General features: G+C 68.8%; 17 protein-coding genes. 9 read left to right on the top strand and 8 right to left on the bottom strand.

All coding sequences use genetic code 11. The features are described 5' to 3' along the window. Positions 1-3: 3 nt before the first annotated feature. Positions 4-531, bottom strand: coding sequence for a tyrosine-protein phosphatase (locus tag ABZS54_RS02350; protein ID WP_355529923.1), 528 nt, complete (start codon positions 529-531; stop codon positions 4-6). On the opposite strand from ABZS54_RS02350, the gene ABZS54_RS02345 reads away from it, so the two are divergent. Continuing rightward, entirely contained in the window at positions 421-1098 is a 678-nt protein-coding gene (locus ABZS54_RS02345) for a DNA/RNA non-specific endonuclease (RefSeq protein ID WP_355529920.1), read from the top strand. The two genes, ABZS54_RS02350 and ABZS54_RS02345, sit on opposite strands and share 111 nt — an antisense overlap. A 15-nt stretch (positions 1099-1113) precedes the next feature. After that, positions 1114-1698 (top strand): hypothetical protein, encoded by a 585-nt coding sequence (locus ABZS54_RS02340; RefSeq protein WP_355529917.1) that lies wholly within the window; start codon positions 1114-1116, stop codon positions 1696-1698. 236 nt (positions 1699-1934) lie between these two features. Here ABZS54_RS02340 and ABZS54_RS02335 read toward each other — a convergent pair whose 3' ends face one another. The 3 genes from ABZS54_RS02335 to ABZS54_RS02325 form a co-directional block, all read right to left on the bottom strand. Beyond that, positions 1935-2726 carry a GNAT family N-acetyltransferase gene (locus tag ABZS54_RS02335; RefSeq protein ID WP_355529914.1) on the bottom strand — a complete coding sequence of 264 codons (792 nt, stop codon included), beginning with the start codon at positions 2724-2726 and terminating at the stop codon, positions 1935-1937. A 97-nt stretch (positions 2727-2823) separates the two neighbouring features. Next, positions 2824-2973 carry a tyrosine-protein phosphatase gene (locus ABZS54_RS02330; protein WP_355529911.1) on the bottom strand — a complete coding sequence of 50 codons (150 nt, stop codon included), beginning with the start codon at positions 2971-2973 and terminating at the stop codon, positions 2824-2826. Then, positions 2973-3593 carry a tyrosine-protein phosphatase gene (locus ABZS54_RS02325; RefSeq protein WP_355529908.1) on the bottom strand — a complete coding sequence of 207 codons (621 nt, stop codon included), beginning with the start codon at positions 3591-3593 and terminating at the stop codon, positions 2973-2975. Before ABZS54_RS02325 ends, ABZS54_RS02330 begins: the two co-directional genes overlap by 1 nt. A gap of 533 nt (positions 3594-4126) precedes the next feature. On the opposite strand from ABZS54_RS02325, the gene ABZS54_RS02320 reads away from it, so the two are divergent. From ABZS54_RS02320 to ABZS54_RS02305, 4 genes are all read left to right on the top strand, one after another. Then, positions 4127-4921: a hypothetical protein gene (locus tag ABZS54_RS02320; protein WP_355530005.1), complete on the top strand. Its 795-nt coding sequence runs from the start codon at positions 4127-4129 to the stop codon at positions 4919-4921. Beyond that, a complete protein-coding gene (locus ABZS54_RS02315; protein WP_355529906.1) occupies positions 4918-5562 on the top strand; it encodes a hypothetical protein in 645 nt (214 codons plus the stop codon). Before ABZS54_RS02320 ends, ABZS54_RS02315 begins: the two co-directional genes overlap by 4 nt. A gap of 606 nt (positions 5563-6168) precedes the next feature. Then, the gene (locus ABZS54_RS02310) at positions 6169-6522 is read left to right on the top strand and encodes an ATP-binding protein (protein ID WP_355529903.1); all 354 of its coding nucleotides are present in this window, start codon (positions 6169-6171) and stop codon (positions 6520-6522) included. A 383-nt stretch (positions 6523-6905) separates the two neighbouring features. Next, positions 6906-7601 (top strand): hypothetical protein, encoded by a 696-nt coding sequence (locus ABZS54_RS02305; protein WP_355529901.1) that lies wholly within the window; start codon positions 6906-6908, stop codon positions 7599-7601. A 165-nt stretch (positions 7602-7766) separates the two neighbouring features. Here the strand turns inward: ABZS54_RS02305 and ABZS54_RS02300 are convergent, their stop codons facing one another. Beyond that, positions 7767-8603: an undecaprenyl-diphosphate phosphatase gene (locus ABZS54_RS02300; protein ID WP_355529996.1), complete on the bottom strand. Its 837-nt coding sequence runs from the start codon at positions 8601-8603 to the stop codon at positions 7767-7769. A gap of 411 nt (positions 8604-9014) precedes the next feature. Between ABZS54_RS02300 and ABZS54_RS02295 the strand changes: the two genes are divergently transcribed. Continuing rightward, entirely contained in the window at positions 9015-9356 is a 342-nt protein-coding gene (locus ABZS54_RS02295) for an STAS domain-containing protein (RefSeq protein ID WP_355529898.1), read from the top strand. After that, a complete protein-coding gene (locus ABZS54_RS02290) occupies positions 9353-10273 on the top strand; it encodes an anti-sigma factor RsbA family regulatory protein (RefSeq protein ID WP_355529895.1) in 921 nt (306 codons plus the stop codon). Before ABZS54_RS02295 ends, ABZS54_RS02290 begins: the two co-directional genes overlap by 4 nt. Positions 10274-10374: 101 nt before the next feature. Here ABZS54_RS02290 and ABZS54_RS02285 read toward each other — a convergent pair whose 3' ends face one another. Both ABZS54_RS02285 and ABZS54_RS02280 read right to left on the bottom strand, forming a co-directional pair. Then, positions 10375-10740, bottom strand: coding sequence for a YrdB family protein (locus ABZS54_RS02285; protein ID WP_355529892.1), 366 nt, complete (start codon positions 10738-10740; stop codon positions 10375-10377). Positions 10741-11066: 326 nt separating this feature from the next. Beyond that, positions 11067-12254, bottom strand: coding sequence for an NAD(P)/FAD-dependent oxidoreductase (locus tag ABZS54_RS02280; protein ID WP_355529889.1), 1188 nt, complete (start codon positions 12252-12254; stop codon positions 11067-11069). Here ABZS54_RS02280 and ABZS54_RS02275 point away from each other — a divergent pair. Next, positions 12220-12945, top strand: a complete 726-nt coding sequence (locus tag ABZS54_RS02275) for a TetR/AcrR family transcriptional regulator C-terminal domain-containing protein (RefSeq protein WP_355529886.1) — start codon at positions 12220-12222, stop codon at positions 12943-12945. The two genes, ABZS54_RS02280 and ABZS54_RS02275, sit on opposite strands and share 35 nt — an antisense overlap. Positions 12946-13090: 145 nt before the next feature. On the opposite strand, the gene ABZS54_RS02270 is transcribed toward ABZS54_RS02275, so the two are convergent. After that, on the bottom strand, positions 13091-13621 hold the full coding sequence (locus ABZS54_RS02270) for a hypothetical protein (RefSeq protein ID WP_355529883.1): 531 nt from the start codon (positions 13619-13621) through the stop codon (positions 13091-13093). Positions 13622-14076 lie beyond the last annotated feature (455 nt).

Here is a 14076-nt window from a genome sequence, read left to right as displayed (position 1 = left end):
GGGCTACGGGGTGTCGGGGGCTACGGGAGGCAGGGGTTCGAGGAGTGTCTCGCGGAGTGCCTCGATCTCGGCCTCGGTGAAGCCGACGTGGTCGGTGACGTACGTGCGCAGTGTGCCGTATGTCGTCGCCAGGTCCGCCAGGAACAGCTCCATCACCTGCGCCGGTGCGCGTCCGAAGCCCGGCCAGCGGGGCAGCGCGCCGGCGTGCTCGGCCCGCCAGTCGGCGAGCAGCCGGGCCGTGGCCAGTTCGGTCAGCGCGAAGTCGGCGACGATGTCCTTGTCACCGACCCCGAGCAGGGCCAGTACCAACGCGGCGATCAGGCCGGTATCGAGGGCATCCTGGCCGGAACGCGAGTTCTTGCTTCGATCCAGACTGCAATCACCGGAGGAGACGGATTCAATCCGATTGCGGACATAAATGTGAATCCCTCGAATCCTGAGATCGACCCCGGCAGTCAAGATGGTCAACTGACAACGGCACGGGACGAGACGGAGGAATCCTGCCTGAGTGGCGGCCCAGGATGGAAGCACTACGAGAAACGTGATGCAACCAACGGGGATCGCGCAGTGGGAATTACTGCCTGCCTGACGTCAGAATCGATAAAGGGTGGAACGGGAACCGATAAAAACATCAGGCTTCCAGGGTATCAGTGGGCCCAAAAGGAAGCATGGAAAACAGGTCGCAAATCGTGGGATGCAATTAACAATTGCCATCTCCTGGGGAAAGGTTTGGGTGGATCCGGTACGGATCTCGATAATCTGTCGACGTGCAGCCGAGAAGCCAATGCGGACTCCATGGACAACTCTCCGAACCTCGCCCGAAATATGGATTACTACGAGGATCTGGCCAGGAAGGCGGTAACGATTGACAAGCAGGCGGTGTACTATACGGTAACCCCTAAATATGCCGGGGGCAGGACCGTTCCGTACGGGTATCAGATGACTGCCCGAGGTGTAAATCGAGATGGAAGTCCAGGGCTCAAATTCGACGATATTGTTTACAATGAAATGTATGATCGAAAGAGGAAATGGGCGTTCAATCTCGGGTATAGATTGGATGGCGATCTCAAGCCGGTACCCGTTGGAGGCACCCCTTGACGGAAAGAGTCTTCGATGTCGAATGAGCGGGACTGGTTCGAGCTCCTCCTCGGGCTGATGCCTGCTCGTCCCGGGTCGGGCGAAAGGATCGAACGGGGAGATGTCAAGGACGACCTGATGAATAGGTTTCCGAAAGATTTTGTGCGCTTTCAGGAAGTCTACGGGGGTGTGACGATCGAGGATTGGCTTGGGGTCTTGATTCCGGACGAGATCAACTCTCCCGAGGGTCCCTGGGGAGGAGTCGAGGCTGCGACGGAGGCTGCCCGCAGAGTGTGGACGAGGGATGCGGAGTCGCACGCATACAGCTCTTCGGTCTCGGTTGTTGCCTGGGGAGGGACGTCGGGAGGGGATCTGCTCTGCTGGGCCACTGAAGGTGACATCCCAGATGCATGGCCGATTGCCGTCTGGTTCGACGACGGCCACTGGGAGGTCTATCGGTGCGGCATGGTCGAGTTTCTCTGCAGACTTCTGCTGGTTGACACGGAGAATCCTTTGAACGTTCCTGCCTATTTTCGGAATGTAACCCGGGCCAGAGCGCTTCATTGGCGAGAGGAGGACGCTCTCAGATCACAAGATTTGGAACCTTGGTCGATGTTGTGACCCGTGGTCCTCGCAGGCGGGCTTCGAGCGCCCGGTCGAGAGTCGAGACGACGGTGGCGAGGTTGCGCGCCCTCGCGTGCGTGGATCTCGGCTCCGGGGCTCGGTTGGCCGCGTGCGATATCTCAGGGGTTGACATCGAGCGCAACTTCGCCCGGCGGTCTTTCCGAAGCGGGCGCACGGATATTGCCCGATTGTCGTGTCGGGTGGGCGCGGGTTTCCACGAGGTTGGTTTCGGGTCAGACCGGGTCGGCTTGGAGTTGGACCTGGGTTTCGGTGTCGGTGAAGCCGAGGGCTCGGTAAAGGTTGATGGCCAGGTAGGTGGGGTCGGCGACTATTACCAGGGTTTTGGTCGACCAGTGGGTCTGGGCGTGTTGGGCTGCGGTGCGGACCAGGGTGGAGGCCAGGCCCTGGTTGCGGTGGGCCGGATGGGTGGTGACGGTCTGGTAGCGGGCCAGGCCCTGGCCGTCGGTGAACAGGCCCAGGCCGGCGCGGAGTCGGCCGTCCTCGAAGGCGCCGAACCAGGCTCCGTGGCCGCGGGCTTGGAGGTCGCGGAATCCGGCGAGGCGGTGGGTGGCGAATTCGCGGTAGGCGGCGGGGTCGTAGCCGGGGTTGGTGGCTTCGGTGAGGGCGACGGCCTGGGCCCAGTCGTCGTCGGTTTCGGCGATGCGGAAGGACGCGGTGGTGTTGGGCCGCGGGGGTGCGTGGAGCGTCGATGCGGTCAGGACGGTGCTGCGCTCGACGGACAGGCCGGCGGCGGCCAGGTCGGTCGGGTCACCGGCCGCGCCGGTCGTGCCGTCGACACCGAGGGCGACGTGGGCCGCGTCGGGGAATTCGCGGCGGAAGGTGTCGATCCGGGCGGTGGCCGTGCAGGGGGCCGGCGGCGCGGCCAGGAGGAGGAAGTTGCCCCAGTGGAAGGTGGGGTTGGCCGGGCTCCGGACGACCAGGTAGTCGTCGCGCTCCTCGACATGGCTGCCCTGGAGGGTGAGCAGCATCAGGTCGGTGCGATAGGCCAGGGAGGTCACGTTCATTCGGCCACCTCATCACATCGGATCGCCGCCCCGGCAGGCATTTTCGACCCGCTCGGTCGACGGGTCGCGGGGGTTATGGGGCTACGGAGCCACGGGGCTACGGGGTGTCGGGGGCTACGGGAGGCAGGGGTTCGAGGAGTGTCTCGCGGAGTGCCTCGATCTCGGCCTCGGTGAAGCCGACGTGGTCGGTGACGTACGTGCGCAGTGTGCCGTATGTCGTCGCCAGGTCCGCCAGGAACAGCTCCATCACCTGCGCCGGTGCGCGTCCGAAGCCCGGCCAGCGGGGCAGCGCGCCGGCGTGCTCGGCCCGCCAGTCGCGAGCAGCCGGGCCGTGGCCAGTTCGGTCAGCGCGAAGTCGGCGACGATGTCCTCGTCACCGACCCCGAGCAGGGCCAGTACCAACGCGGCGATCAGGCCGGTGCGGTCCTTGCCGGAGGCGCAGTGGAAGACCAGCGGCGCGTTGTCGGCCGCCGCGATCAGGGCCAGCGCCTCGCGGATCTCCCGGACGCCGTCCTCGGCGACCTCGGCGAACCGGGCGGCCAGGTACGGGCCGGGCGGCACGTCCTCGGCCAAGGCGGGCTGGTTGTACGGCCGGTGCTCGATGCTGAGGTTGTGGTAGGTGAGCGACGCGTCGATCGGTACGCGACCCCGGTACGCGATCTCCTGCGGGTAGCGCAGGTCGATCACCGTACGGATGTCCAGCGCCAGGAACGTCTCCCAGTCCGTGCCTTCGAGCTTGCCGAGCGAGTCGGAGCGATACAGCACGCCCCAACGCACCGTGCGGTCGTCGGCGGTCCGATATCCGCCCAGGTCGCGGAAGTTGTGGAGGCGGGCGAACTCGACGTGGCGTTGGTTCGGCTGGTTCATCGGGTGATCCTATGGTGACCATCGGGCCGACGTCCTTCCGCTCAGTGGAAGGAATGCGCCCGCTGCGGGGGAATCCGTAGCAACAACCCGGACGTATTCGGCAGCTCGAAAGCCTCGAACACACCTGCTGCGCCCCGCCGCCCACACGGGCGCTTGAAGGACACGCCCTGGGCCCCGCCGCGCGGCCGATCGCCTGGAGACGCGCACGTTCCGTCCACAGGACGAGCGAGCTGCGGAGCCTCGTCGTGCCGGGCTGTGGTTCGAGCGGCATGCCGAGGAGATCGAAGCACGCGCGCACGCTTCGGCGGCCCGGAGGCCAACCTCGACGCCTTTACCGAAACCCGGTGGGTCACCGGGTGGGGCGACATCGCACCGCATCCCTTCCGAGCAGGGCGCGGCCCGGCGGGCGGGGCGGCACCGGCGCGGCCGCATCCGCGATCCGGTGCGCGTCTCGCGTCTCGTGGCGGGCGTAGGGAACAGTGTGGGATGTGGCAGGCTCGTGGGTCTACGCTCCGCGATTCGAAAGCAGGACCATGTCCGGCACTAACCACCTCGCCCAGGCCGACCAAGCAATGCGCGAGGGGCGCATGGATGCCGCCGTCAAGCTCTACCTCGACGCCGCCGACGCCGGCGTACCCGAGGCTCGTCGCAGGGCCGGCGAGCTGATGTTCGCGGGAGGTGACGAGACCGCGGAGGCGATCCTGCGCGAGGCGTTGGCAGAGGGGGACGCCGAGGCGGTGGACGCGCTCAGCGAACTGCTCGAAGTCACCGGTCGGCCGGACGCCGCCGTCGACCTGCTGATCGAGCGGCATCGGCTCGGCGAGACGCGGTGGGCGCTGCCGATCGCCAACCTGCTGGCCGACGCGTTGGACGAGCCCGAGGCGGCCGAGCGCTGGTACGTCTTCGCGCTCGAAGCCGGTGACCCCGACGCGCCGAACGACTTCGCCGCCTTCCTCCAGGACTTCGACCGCGCCGCCGAGGCCGAGGCGCTGCTGCGCCCGGCGGCCGAGGCCGGCGACGAGTTCGCGATGGCCAACCTAGGCCGGCTGCTGCTCAACGGCGACGCGGTCGAGGACGGCATCGCGTGGTTGACCCGGGCGGTCGCGGCGGGCCAGGAGGACGCGCTGGTCGACCTCGGCGACGCCGAACTCGACGCGGGCCGGATCGGCGACGCGCGCGAGCACATCCGGCGGGCGCTCGACTCGGGCATCGACGGCTCGCGCCTGCTGTACGCGCACCTGCTCGACCGCGAGGGCGCGGAGCGGAGCGAGGTCGAGGCGGCGTATCGCGCGGCGGTCGAGGCGGGCGACGTGGAGGTCGAGGAATGAGGCGCGCGGCGCTCGGGATGACCGTGGCCGCACTGATAGCCGTCGGCGCGTGCGGCCCCGCCGAGGACAAGGACGCCAAGGCCGAGCCGCCGGCCGCGACGCCGTCGACCCCGCACTCGGCCCGGCCCGGCGAGATCCGCGACCCCAAGGCGCACATCTCGTACGTGCTGCCCCAGGGCTGGTATCCCAAGCCGCCGGACGCCGTGATCGGCCTGTACTCCTCCGTCGCCTCCACCGTCGACCCCAAGACCGCCGACCCCACGGCCAAGCCCACCGCCGACCCGAAGAACCCGCTCGGGACGTTCATGGTCGGCGTGGTGGACACCAAAGCGTACGTGTCCAAATCGCGCTCGATGCCGGAGATGGCCGAGACCGTGGGCCGGACCCAGCTCGAACTGATCTACCCGGCCAAGGCCCAGGACTCGGTCCGCTCCAGCGAGGCCGCCCGACTCGACGGTCGCAACGCGTGGCTGATGGACATCGAGTGCACCCCCGAGGACAAGAACGTGGCGCCGTTCCGGCTCCGGGTCACGGTCATCGACACCGGGACGGTACCGATCTACATGCTGTCCTCGGCGCCGAGCAGCGCCACCGAACGGTTCGGCGAGATCGAGTCGATCGAACGCTCGGTGCGGTTCTGACCGAGGGCGGGTGCGGTGGGCGCGGTGCGGTGCGGTGTGGTGGATCCCGACCCCGATGCCGACGCCGGCAATGACGCCGACGCGCCGCCCCGCCCCACCCCGCCCTCGCTCGCGGCCTGCGACGACCCGAGGCCGGCGTCGCCGTGCAGTGAAAACACGCCCCCCGCGCGCCGTTCGGCCCGCGGGCCACGCGCCGTCCCGCGCCTGTTCACGCCCGCCCGGCACGCCCGACCCGACCCGTGATTTCGCCACCGTCCCGGCACTGCACGCTCCCGTCGTGTCGTCGGTAAGGCGGCTGTGACCTGCGGATTCGGTGAACTGAGGGGCTCGGATGGCTGGTTGGCGTGATACGCGCGGGTTGTCCGGTCCGACTCGCGGTTTTCTTTGCCAAGCGATCCGCCCGGAAGGCGCTCGGATTCGGTAACTTCCAAGTGGTCCACCGATCTTGCCGCGGTTCCTACCAGATCGCGGACGTTCGGCGACCGATAATCACAGTTCGGGCCCGTTTCCAGGGTGTATTCGATCACGGTGCTCTCAACAGCCCGACCGACTGGAGGGGGAGACGTGGCCACCACCGTGTCCAAAACGCGCGCGACCGTACGGCTCGTGTCGAAACCGCAAACCGTCTCCGCCGCCCGCGCACACGTGCGGCGCTTCTGCGAGCGGGTCGGCTTCGAGTCCGACGACCCGGTACGAGTCACCTCCGAGCTGGCCTCGAACGCCGTCGAACACGCCGGGGACTACGGCGACTACGAGGTCTCCGCGTCGCTGCACGGCCGGGTTCTGTGGGTGGAGGTGCTCGACTGCCTGCCGTGTTCGTTGCCGTCTCCCGTCGAGGTACTGGAGGACGCCGAGGCCGGCCGCGGCCTGCTCGTGGTCGCCGCGCTCACCCAGCGATTCAAGGTGGAACTGCGCAGCAGCGGACGCAAGGCGGTGTGTGCCGGGTTCGAGGAGGACTGAGCCCTCCCGATATGGTCGGACACGTACCGGGTGCGCAGGCGTACGGGCAGGGTGGCGCGATCGCGCGCGGACGGCCGCGTCGGCGCGGACGACCTCCACCCGCCCGCCTCCGCGCCCATCCACGTGTCGTGACGGGGGAGGACGGGGCTCGGATGGTGTTCGGCAGGCGCAGGGCGCGTTCGGAGGCGGAATCGACTGCGACGGCGGTGCCGGAGCCGCTGCCGGAGCCGATGGAGCCGATACCGGGGTCAATCCCGGCGGAGCCGGAGCAGGTGGCCGATTCGAGCAGGCCCGCCACGTGTGTGCCCGGGTCGAACACATCGGCCGCACCGGGTACCGCGCACACGGCAGATCCTGTAGGTCCCGCGGATCCCGTTGATTGCGTGGATCCCGCCCACCTCATGGATCCGACGGACACCCCGGGCGCCGCGACGCCCGAGTCGGACGCGTCGACGCCCGCCGCAGACCCGACCGACTGGCAGAGCGTGACCGCGTTCACCTACGGCTCGCTCACCTCTTCCGCAGCCGCCGCGAGGTCCGCATCCGCTTCGCGGGTCGGGATCCGCATCCTCCGCGGCGGCGGATCGGGTGGCTTCTTCACCCCGTGCGCGTTCACCGGCGACGACCGCCGCTCGCTGTACCTGCCCGACGGCAGCCTGCTGTGCACCGTGGACGCCGCCGAGACGATCGACGGCGTACGCCACGACCGGGTCCGCGCCGCCGACGGCGAACCCGTCGGCACCATCCGCCGGATCCCGCCCGCCCGTCGACTGGTCAAGCACACGTGGCGGATCGACCAACCCGGCCGGCCCGAGATCGTCGGCCGCAACCTCTTCGCCACGACCGATCCGCGCAGGTTGGCGGCGCACACGGCGGACACCGCGCTCAGCCTCACCTTCGACACCCTGCTCTCCGGCGACGACGGTTCGCTCGGCCCGGTCCGCCCACGCGTGCTCGCCTGGAAGGCCGCCGGCGAACTGGTGATGACCACTGACGGACGAAACCAACCGGTTCGCGTCCTGGTGCCATGGGTCGACCGCCGACTGGCCTTCGTCTTCGCCATGCTCGGCGACGCGTGAGTGCGAAGGAGTGCCGAGCGAGGGACGAGGGCGTTCCGCGTGAGTGCCGAATGGTCGAGCCCGGGTGACGGCGCGACGCCCGGGGCCGCCGTGTGGGTACGCGGCGGCCGCGGGCGTCGAGGTGTCGGTACGGTTCGGGCCGAGCGGCGCCGAACGTGGATGGACCTACTCGGCCGCTCCCGCCGTCGGCTCCAGCGCGCCGAAGACCACCAGGCCCAGGACGACCAGGCCCAGGGCCACGCGGTAGGCGACGAAGACCGTGAAGCTGTGCGTGCTGATGTACTTCAGGAACCACGCGATCGCCGCGTAGCCGACCACGAACGCAACCACCGTGGCCAGGATCGTCGGCCCCCACGCCGGTGCCGGACCCTCGCCGATCTTGAACAACTCGAGGCCGCCGGAGGCCAGTACGGCCGGGATGGCCAGCAGGAACGAGTACCGTGCCGCAACCTCGCGCCGGTATCCCATCAGCAGGCCGGCCGTGACCGTACCGCCCGAGCGTGAGACGCCCGGAATCAGCGCGAGCGACTGGGCGAAGCCGTAGATCAACGACTCCTTGCCGTTGAGCTTGTCCATCCCTCGGTTGTTCAGCGCCATCCGGTCCGCGAACAGCAGGATCAGACCGAACACGATCAGCGTCGTACCGATCAGCCGCAGGTCGCGGAACGTGGTCTCGATGGTGTCCTGGAACACCAGGCCCAAGACCCCGATCGGCAAGGTGCCGACGATGATGTACCAGCCCATGCGCGCGTCGAGTTCGCCGCGCAGGGACGGGGTGTACAGCGACTTCACCCAGGTCGTGACGATGTTGCCGATGTCCTTGCGGAAGTAGATCAGGACGGCGGTCTCCGTCCCGATCTGGGTCACGGCGGTGAACGCCGAGCCCGGGTCCTCCCAGCCGGCGAACGCCGACACGATGCGCAGGTGCGCGCTGGAGGAGATCGGCAGGAACTCGGTGAGCCCCTGGACCAAGCCGAGTACAACGGCCTCGAACCAACCGATCACCGGACGACTCCGAGGGACGAAAGAGGGATGCGGATCATGCCGGCCACGGTAGCGGCGGTCTACGGTGCGTCAGGTGGACACCACATGGCCGAAATTGGACGGAACGGTAACGGCCGAACCGCCGGTACGAATCCCGTGCCCGGCGGCTCCGTTGCGGGAGGGGCGGGCGTGAACTCGTGGGAGCTGGTGATGGCGGTAGCGGAGGGCGCCGTCGGCGAGCCGCGTGTGATCCGATAAGCGTTTGCCCGGAGCCGGGTGTGATCGAAATCCTGGTGGTATGAGCGAGTTCCAGCGGGCGCAGGCGCAGGGGGCACTGCTGTGGTTGCGGCGACGGCTGGGGTGACCGGTGTCGGACGGTGGGTGTTGGGTAGTTTGCTCAGGACGACAGGCGGGTGGGGAGGGACGAGCATGGGCGTCGACTATGCGGACGGTGTGCTCCGGGTGGAGCGGACCTCGCCGCCACTGGGTGTGCGCCTGTTCGGCGAAGTCGACCTCGACAACTGCGTGCACGTGCGCTCGGCCCTGTTCGCGCAGAGCGCGGGCGGCACCGGTGACCTGTACGTGGACGTGTCGTCGCTGCGGTTCATCGACATCGCCGGCGTCCGTACGTTGGTCGAGGCCGCGATACGGATTCAGCCCGAGAGGCGCCTGGTCCTGCACCGCGCCTCCGAGGAGCTGTGCGTGCTCGTTCGGCTCGCCGAGTGGGACCGGGTCCCAGGCCTGGTTTTGGAGAAGGTGAAGACCGGATGACGACAGCCACGATGTTCCGGCACGACGCCTTGCTCTACGCGGGCATCGAGGATTTCGTCGAGCGCACCGCCGGCTTCGTCCGGGCCGGTCTGGCCGCCGACGAGGCGGTAGGCGTCGCGGTGATCGAACCGCGGGCCGGAGCGCTGCGCGACGAGCTGGGTGCCGACGCCGACCGGGTGGCCTGGATCGACATGGAGCGGGTGGGCCGCAACCCGGCCCGGATCATCCCGGTCTGGCAGGACTGGACGGAGCACAACGGTGCACGCGTGTTCCGCGGCATCGGCGAGCCGATCTGGGCCGGCCGCAGCGCCGAGGAGATCGTCGAGTGCCGACACCACGAGGCGTTGCTCAACCTCGCGTTCGACGACGTGGCGTGGCAACTCCTGTGCCCGTACGACGTATCCGCACTGGATCCGGAAGTGATCGACGGCGTAGGGCACTCGCACCCACGTGTGCTGACCGGTGCGGTCGAGCGCGGCGGGACAGCCCTCGCCGCAGCGGACTTCGTCGCGACCCTGACCGGTCCGGCGCTGCCCGCGGTGCCCGGACACGCAGACCACCTGGCATTTCGCTCCGGCGAACTGGCCGCCGTGCGCTCGCTGGTCCGCCGCGCCATGACCGACGCGCCCCGGGCGCAGACGAATCACGCGATCCTGGCCGTGAGCGAGATCGCGGGCAACAGCCTCGTGCACGGCGGCGGCCACGGCGCGGTCGCGGTCTGGATCGAGGACGCATCATTCGTCTGCGAGATCCACGACGCGGGCCACATCATCGACCCGCTCGCCGGCCGACACCGCCCCACCCGCGACCAGGACGGCGGTCGGGGACTGTGGATGGCCAACCAGATCTGCGACCTCGTGCAAATCCGCTCCACGAAGGCGACGGGGACAACGGTGCGATTGCGACTGGCGCGGTAGGGGCAGCCTCGTCGCGAGGGGCATGAGGGGTGCTCGGGGCTGAGCGAACCCGAACCGAAAGCCATTGGTGGTCCGGCTTCGAGGGCGTCATCGACCAATTTTCAGGCGGAGGTCCGCGCACCGCGCTGCGCGTGGGCCTTGCTGCGCTGGGCGGCGAGCCCGGTGAGGCGGGCGACGGCGACGCCGATCGCGCCGGGAAGGAGGCCCGCGGCGACGAACGCCGCGATGCCCGCACCCCACCACGCCGCCTCGAAGAGGATCCGCGGGAGGCCCGTGAGCGCGTCGGCGTTGTTGGCGGCCGCAAACCGACCCCAGAGAAACATCATGACTGCGGGCGCGGCCAGTCCGACCAGGATCCGGATCGGCCGGCCGGCATCGAGAGTGAACCCCCAGAAGGCGGTAGCTCCGGTAGCGGCCAACTCGGCCAGGAACAGCGCCACCATGGCGGTCCAGTAGAGCACGATCACGTGAGCCTCCCCGTTGCCGCGAGAGCACCGCTCTCGTCTGAGAGCATCATTCTGCGTGCACTGCTCCGAGTCAAGAGCACTGCTCTCTCTTGAGATCAGCGCTCTTCTTGATCGCGGGGCGTTGTGCGGTGCGGCATCTGGTCTACGTCACGTCCGTGATGCCCGAACCCGGCGAGACCCTGGCGGACTTCGCCGGGGCGGAGCCCGCACCGTGGATGCACGTCGGGAGCGGGGCCGCCCGATCCGGGCGGCGATCCGAACAGTTGCGGGTGTCCATGGAGGGCAGGGTTCGCGCGTTTCGGCCTCGACCGACTGCACAGACGTTCTCAGTCTGCGGGTGCCGGTTCGGCGGGCCGGGCCGTGAAGAAGCGGATGATGTCTTCCGCCGCGGTTGGGGACAGCATCATCGCCTGGACTCGGGCGGACATTTCGGCGATCGGGTGAATCCTGGCGAACATCACCTCCTCGTACGTCCGGATCGCCGAGTCCGGGTCGGCGGGGTTGGCGGCGAGTCGGCCGGCGAGTTCGGCGGCGTCGAGCATGGCCTGGTTGGCGCCCTCGCCGACCGGCGGCATGAGGTGCGCGGCGTCGCCGATGAGGGTGACGCCCGGCCGGCTGGACCAGCGCGTACCGATGGGCATCGTTTCGATCGGGCGCGGCGTCGGCGCGCTGTCGCCGGCCTCGATGAGTGCGGTGAGGCGTGCGTCCCAGCCATCGAACATGTCCAGCAGAGCGCGCTTACTACGGTATGTGTCGATGGGGCGATCGTCTGCGCGCAGCGAGATCCCGACACGCAGGCTGCCGTCGCCGAGGCGTTGCGCTGCCAGGATCCGGTTCACGCCGACGCACCACAGGTTCCCGGGGCCGACCAGCTCGGCGAGATCGGGATGGCGCCGGTCGACGTCCTCGATGTTCAGCTCTACGAAGGTGGCCACATCGGACAGTCGGACGTCGGTCAGCAGCGACCGGACGGCTGAGCGCGCGCCGTCCGCGCCGATGAGGATGTCGCAGTCGGTTCGGTGGCGGCCATGGAACGCCAGTTCCCAGCCCCCGTCAGGTCGCGGGGTCGCCGCGACGAGCTGGTGCCCCCAGACAACCGTGTCGCCGGGGAGCGAATCGAGCAGAAGATCACGCAGTTCGCTCCGGTCAATCTCGGGACGTCCGGAGAATGAGCCAGGTTGCGGCTCGTGGTGTACCAGGGTCCGTCCGGTCGGGTCGACGATGCGATGTTCCTCGCCATCGGGCCGCGCCTTCGACCGGAACCGGCCGGCGAGACCCGCCTCGGCCAGGGCCTGTTGTCCGGACTCCGGGTGCAGGTCGAGCGCGCCGCCCTGCGGCCGCGCGGATCGGCTTGCCTCGCGCTCGTACACCACCGCATCGATGCCGTGCCGATGCAGGATCCGTGCCAGCGTCAGGCCGCCAAGGCCGCCACCGGCGATCGCAATTCGCATTTCCATCCCGCTACCGTACACTGTATCAATGGATACATCGTACGGTAGCGAATCGCTGCCCATTTGGGAGCGGCCCGAACCTCAGCCGCGGGCGGCGCCGGTGCCGTTGAGCCGCGAGAAGATCGCCGCTGCGGCGATCCGACTTGCCGACGCGCACGGCCTCGACGGCCTGTCGGTTCGCAAGATCGCCAAAGAACTCGGTGTCGGTCCAATGCGGCTCTACGACTATGTGATCAACAGATCCGAACTACTCGACCTGATGGTCGACGTCGTCTATGCCCGGATCGCCGAGGTGGACCGGCACTCCGCGTGGCGCGCCACGGTACTGGCCATCGCCCGCGCGACCCGCGATGCCGCCCTTGACCATGAGTGGTTTTCCGATCTGCTCGGCGGAAGGCCACACTTGGGACCTCACGCGCTCGCCGTGGGCGAAGCGACCGCGGCGGCGCTGAGCCAGGCCCCCGGTGTGCGAGGCATCGACGATCTCCAGCGGGCTTTGGGCGCCCTCAACGCCTTCATCATCGGAGCGGTCCGCAGAGAGGTCACCGAGCGGCGCACCGCCCGTTCCACCGGCACCGATGAAGCCGCTTTTCAGGCCCGCCTCGGCCCCTACCTCACACGCATGTTGAAAACCGGCAGGTACCCCACCGTCGCCCGGCTCGTCATCGACGGCGCCCACCTCAATGCCGAGGAAACCTTCAACCACAACCTGACCACCGTCTTGGACGGCATCAGCAGCCGACGCCGCACGTGACCGACTGCTCTACGGGGTGGACGATGCGTCGTTGGCGAGGCCGACACGGCTTCTTGGCGGTCATGCCCTTGGGGCGGGGCTGCCGCGATGGTCGATCGGGTCCGTGGGTTGTCGGGGAGGGCCGGCGGCGGGGCGGGGCTGGGGGTTAGTCGGTGGGGGTGGTGTCGGGGCCTTGGGTGCGGATGCGTTCGACGGTTTCGAGGGACTCGCGGAGGTCGGTGAGCCAGGTGTCGGTGTTGCGTTGCACGAGGCGTACGCACCAGGCCAGGGCGTCGCTGCGGCTGCGGGCGACGCCGCCGGCGACCAGGGTGTCGAGGACTTGGCGTTCGGGCTGGCGGAGGCGGGTCATGACCGGTACGGAGACCGTGGTGTAGAGGGCGCGGGTGGTGCCGCATTCGACGCCCCAGGAGACCTTGCGGCCGAAGCGGCGCTCGGCTTCGCGGGCCACGGCCATGCGGTCTTCGCGGGTGCGTTCGCGGAATTCGGCGATGCGGCCGTCGCGGGCCGCGTCGCGCTCGTCGGCGGAGACGTCGTCGGCGAGTTCCGGCTCGGGGATGCGGCCGATGACGGTGATTTCCTCGCGGTCGACGGTCACGTCGACGAGTGCGGTGAACAGTCCCTCGGGGAGGCGCCCGGTGAACCAGCCTCGTACGGCTTCCTGCTTTGTTGTAATCATGTAATTCAACTTACGCCGATGTTGTTGGAAGGCAAGGGGGTCCGCCGACAGCGGAATTCGAAGGAGCGCGTCGAGGCTGTCGGGGGTCGTTGACGACGGACGTCGTCCTGGTTCTGATGGGCGCGGGTGGGGTGTCGACGTCCGAGAGCATTGCGCTCGACGGGCTGTTCCGGGCCGCGGTGGTGTGGGCCGGCGACGCGGGGGCGGGCGGCGCTCGATGCCGTCGCCGAGGAGGTGGCCGCGCGGTTGCGGGGGCGCGGGAGTGTTCCGATGGTGCTGTCCTTCGGCGGGTCGAGTGGTGCTGCCCTTGTGGCGGCGGTGAGTCCCGGTGGCACGATGGCGGGCTCGGTCGACGAGCTGGGCCCCGCTCGGTGCGTGTGCGGTTGGGTCAAGTAGCCGAAGAATAGGGCACGTTGACCGAAATCGGCGGCGGAGGGTCGGCAGCCGACGGGTGC

This window comes from Embleya sp. NPDC005575, from assembly GCF_040605455.1.
In the GTDB taxonomy this organism is placed as follows: domain Bacteria; phylum Actinomycetota; class Actinomycetes; order Streptomycetales; family Streptomycetaceae; genus Embleya.
This window is presented reverse-complemented; position numbering and strand designations above follow the sequence as displayed.

Coding starts and splice junctions, on each gene's coding strand:
- ABZS54_RS02340 (WP_355529917.1), top strand. CDS start 1,114: ATGTCGAATGAGCGGGACTGGTTCGAGCTCCTCCTCGGGCTGATGCCT.
- ABZS54_RS02335 (WP_355529914.1), bottom strand. CDS start 2,726: ATGAACGTGACCTCCCTGGCCTATCGCACCGACCTGATGCTGCTCACC.
- ABZS54_RS02330 (WP_355529911.1), bottom strand. CDS start 2,973: ATGGAGCTGTTCCTGGCGGACCTGGCGACGACATACGGCACACTGCGC.
- ABZS54_RS02325 (WP_355529908.1), bottom strand. CDS start 3,593: ATGAACCAGCCGAACCAACGCCACGTCGAGTTCGCCCGCCTCCACAAC.
- ABZS54_RS02320 (WP_355530005.1), top strand. CDS start 4,127: ATGTCCGGCACTAACCACCTCGCCCAGGCCGACCAAGCAATGCGCGAG.
- ABZS54_RS02315 (WP_355529906.1), top strand. CDS start 4,918: ATGAGGCGCGCGGCGCTCGGGATGACCGTGGCCGCACTGATAGCCGTC.
- ABZS54_RS02295 (WP_355529898.1), top strand. CDS start 9,015: ATGGGCGTCGACTATGCGGACGGTGTGCTCCGGGTGGAGCGGACCTCG.
- ABZS54_RS02290 (WP_355529895.1), top strand. CDS start 9,353: ATGACGACAGCCACGATGTTCCGGCACGACGCCTTGCTCTACGCGGGC.
- ABZS54_RS02275 (WP_355529886.1), top strand. CDS start 12,220: ATGGATACATCGTACGGTAGCGAATCGCTGCCCATTTGGGAGCGGCCC.
- ABZS54_RS02280 (WP_355529889.1), bottom strand. CDS start 12,254: ATGGGCAGCGATTCGCTACCGTACGATGTATCCATTGATACAGTGTAC.
- ABZS54_RS02270 (WP_355529883.1), bottom strand. CDS start 13,621: ATGATTACAACAAAGCAGGAAGCCGTACGAGGCTGGTTCACCGGGCGC.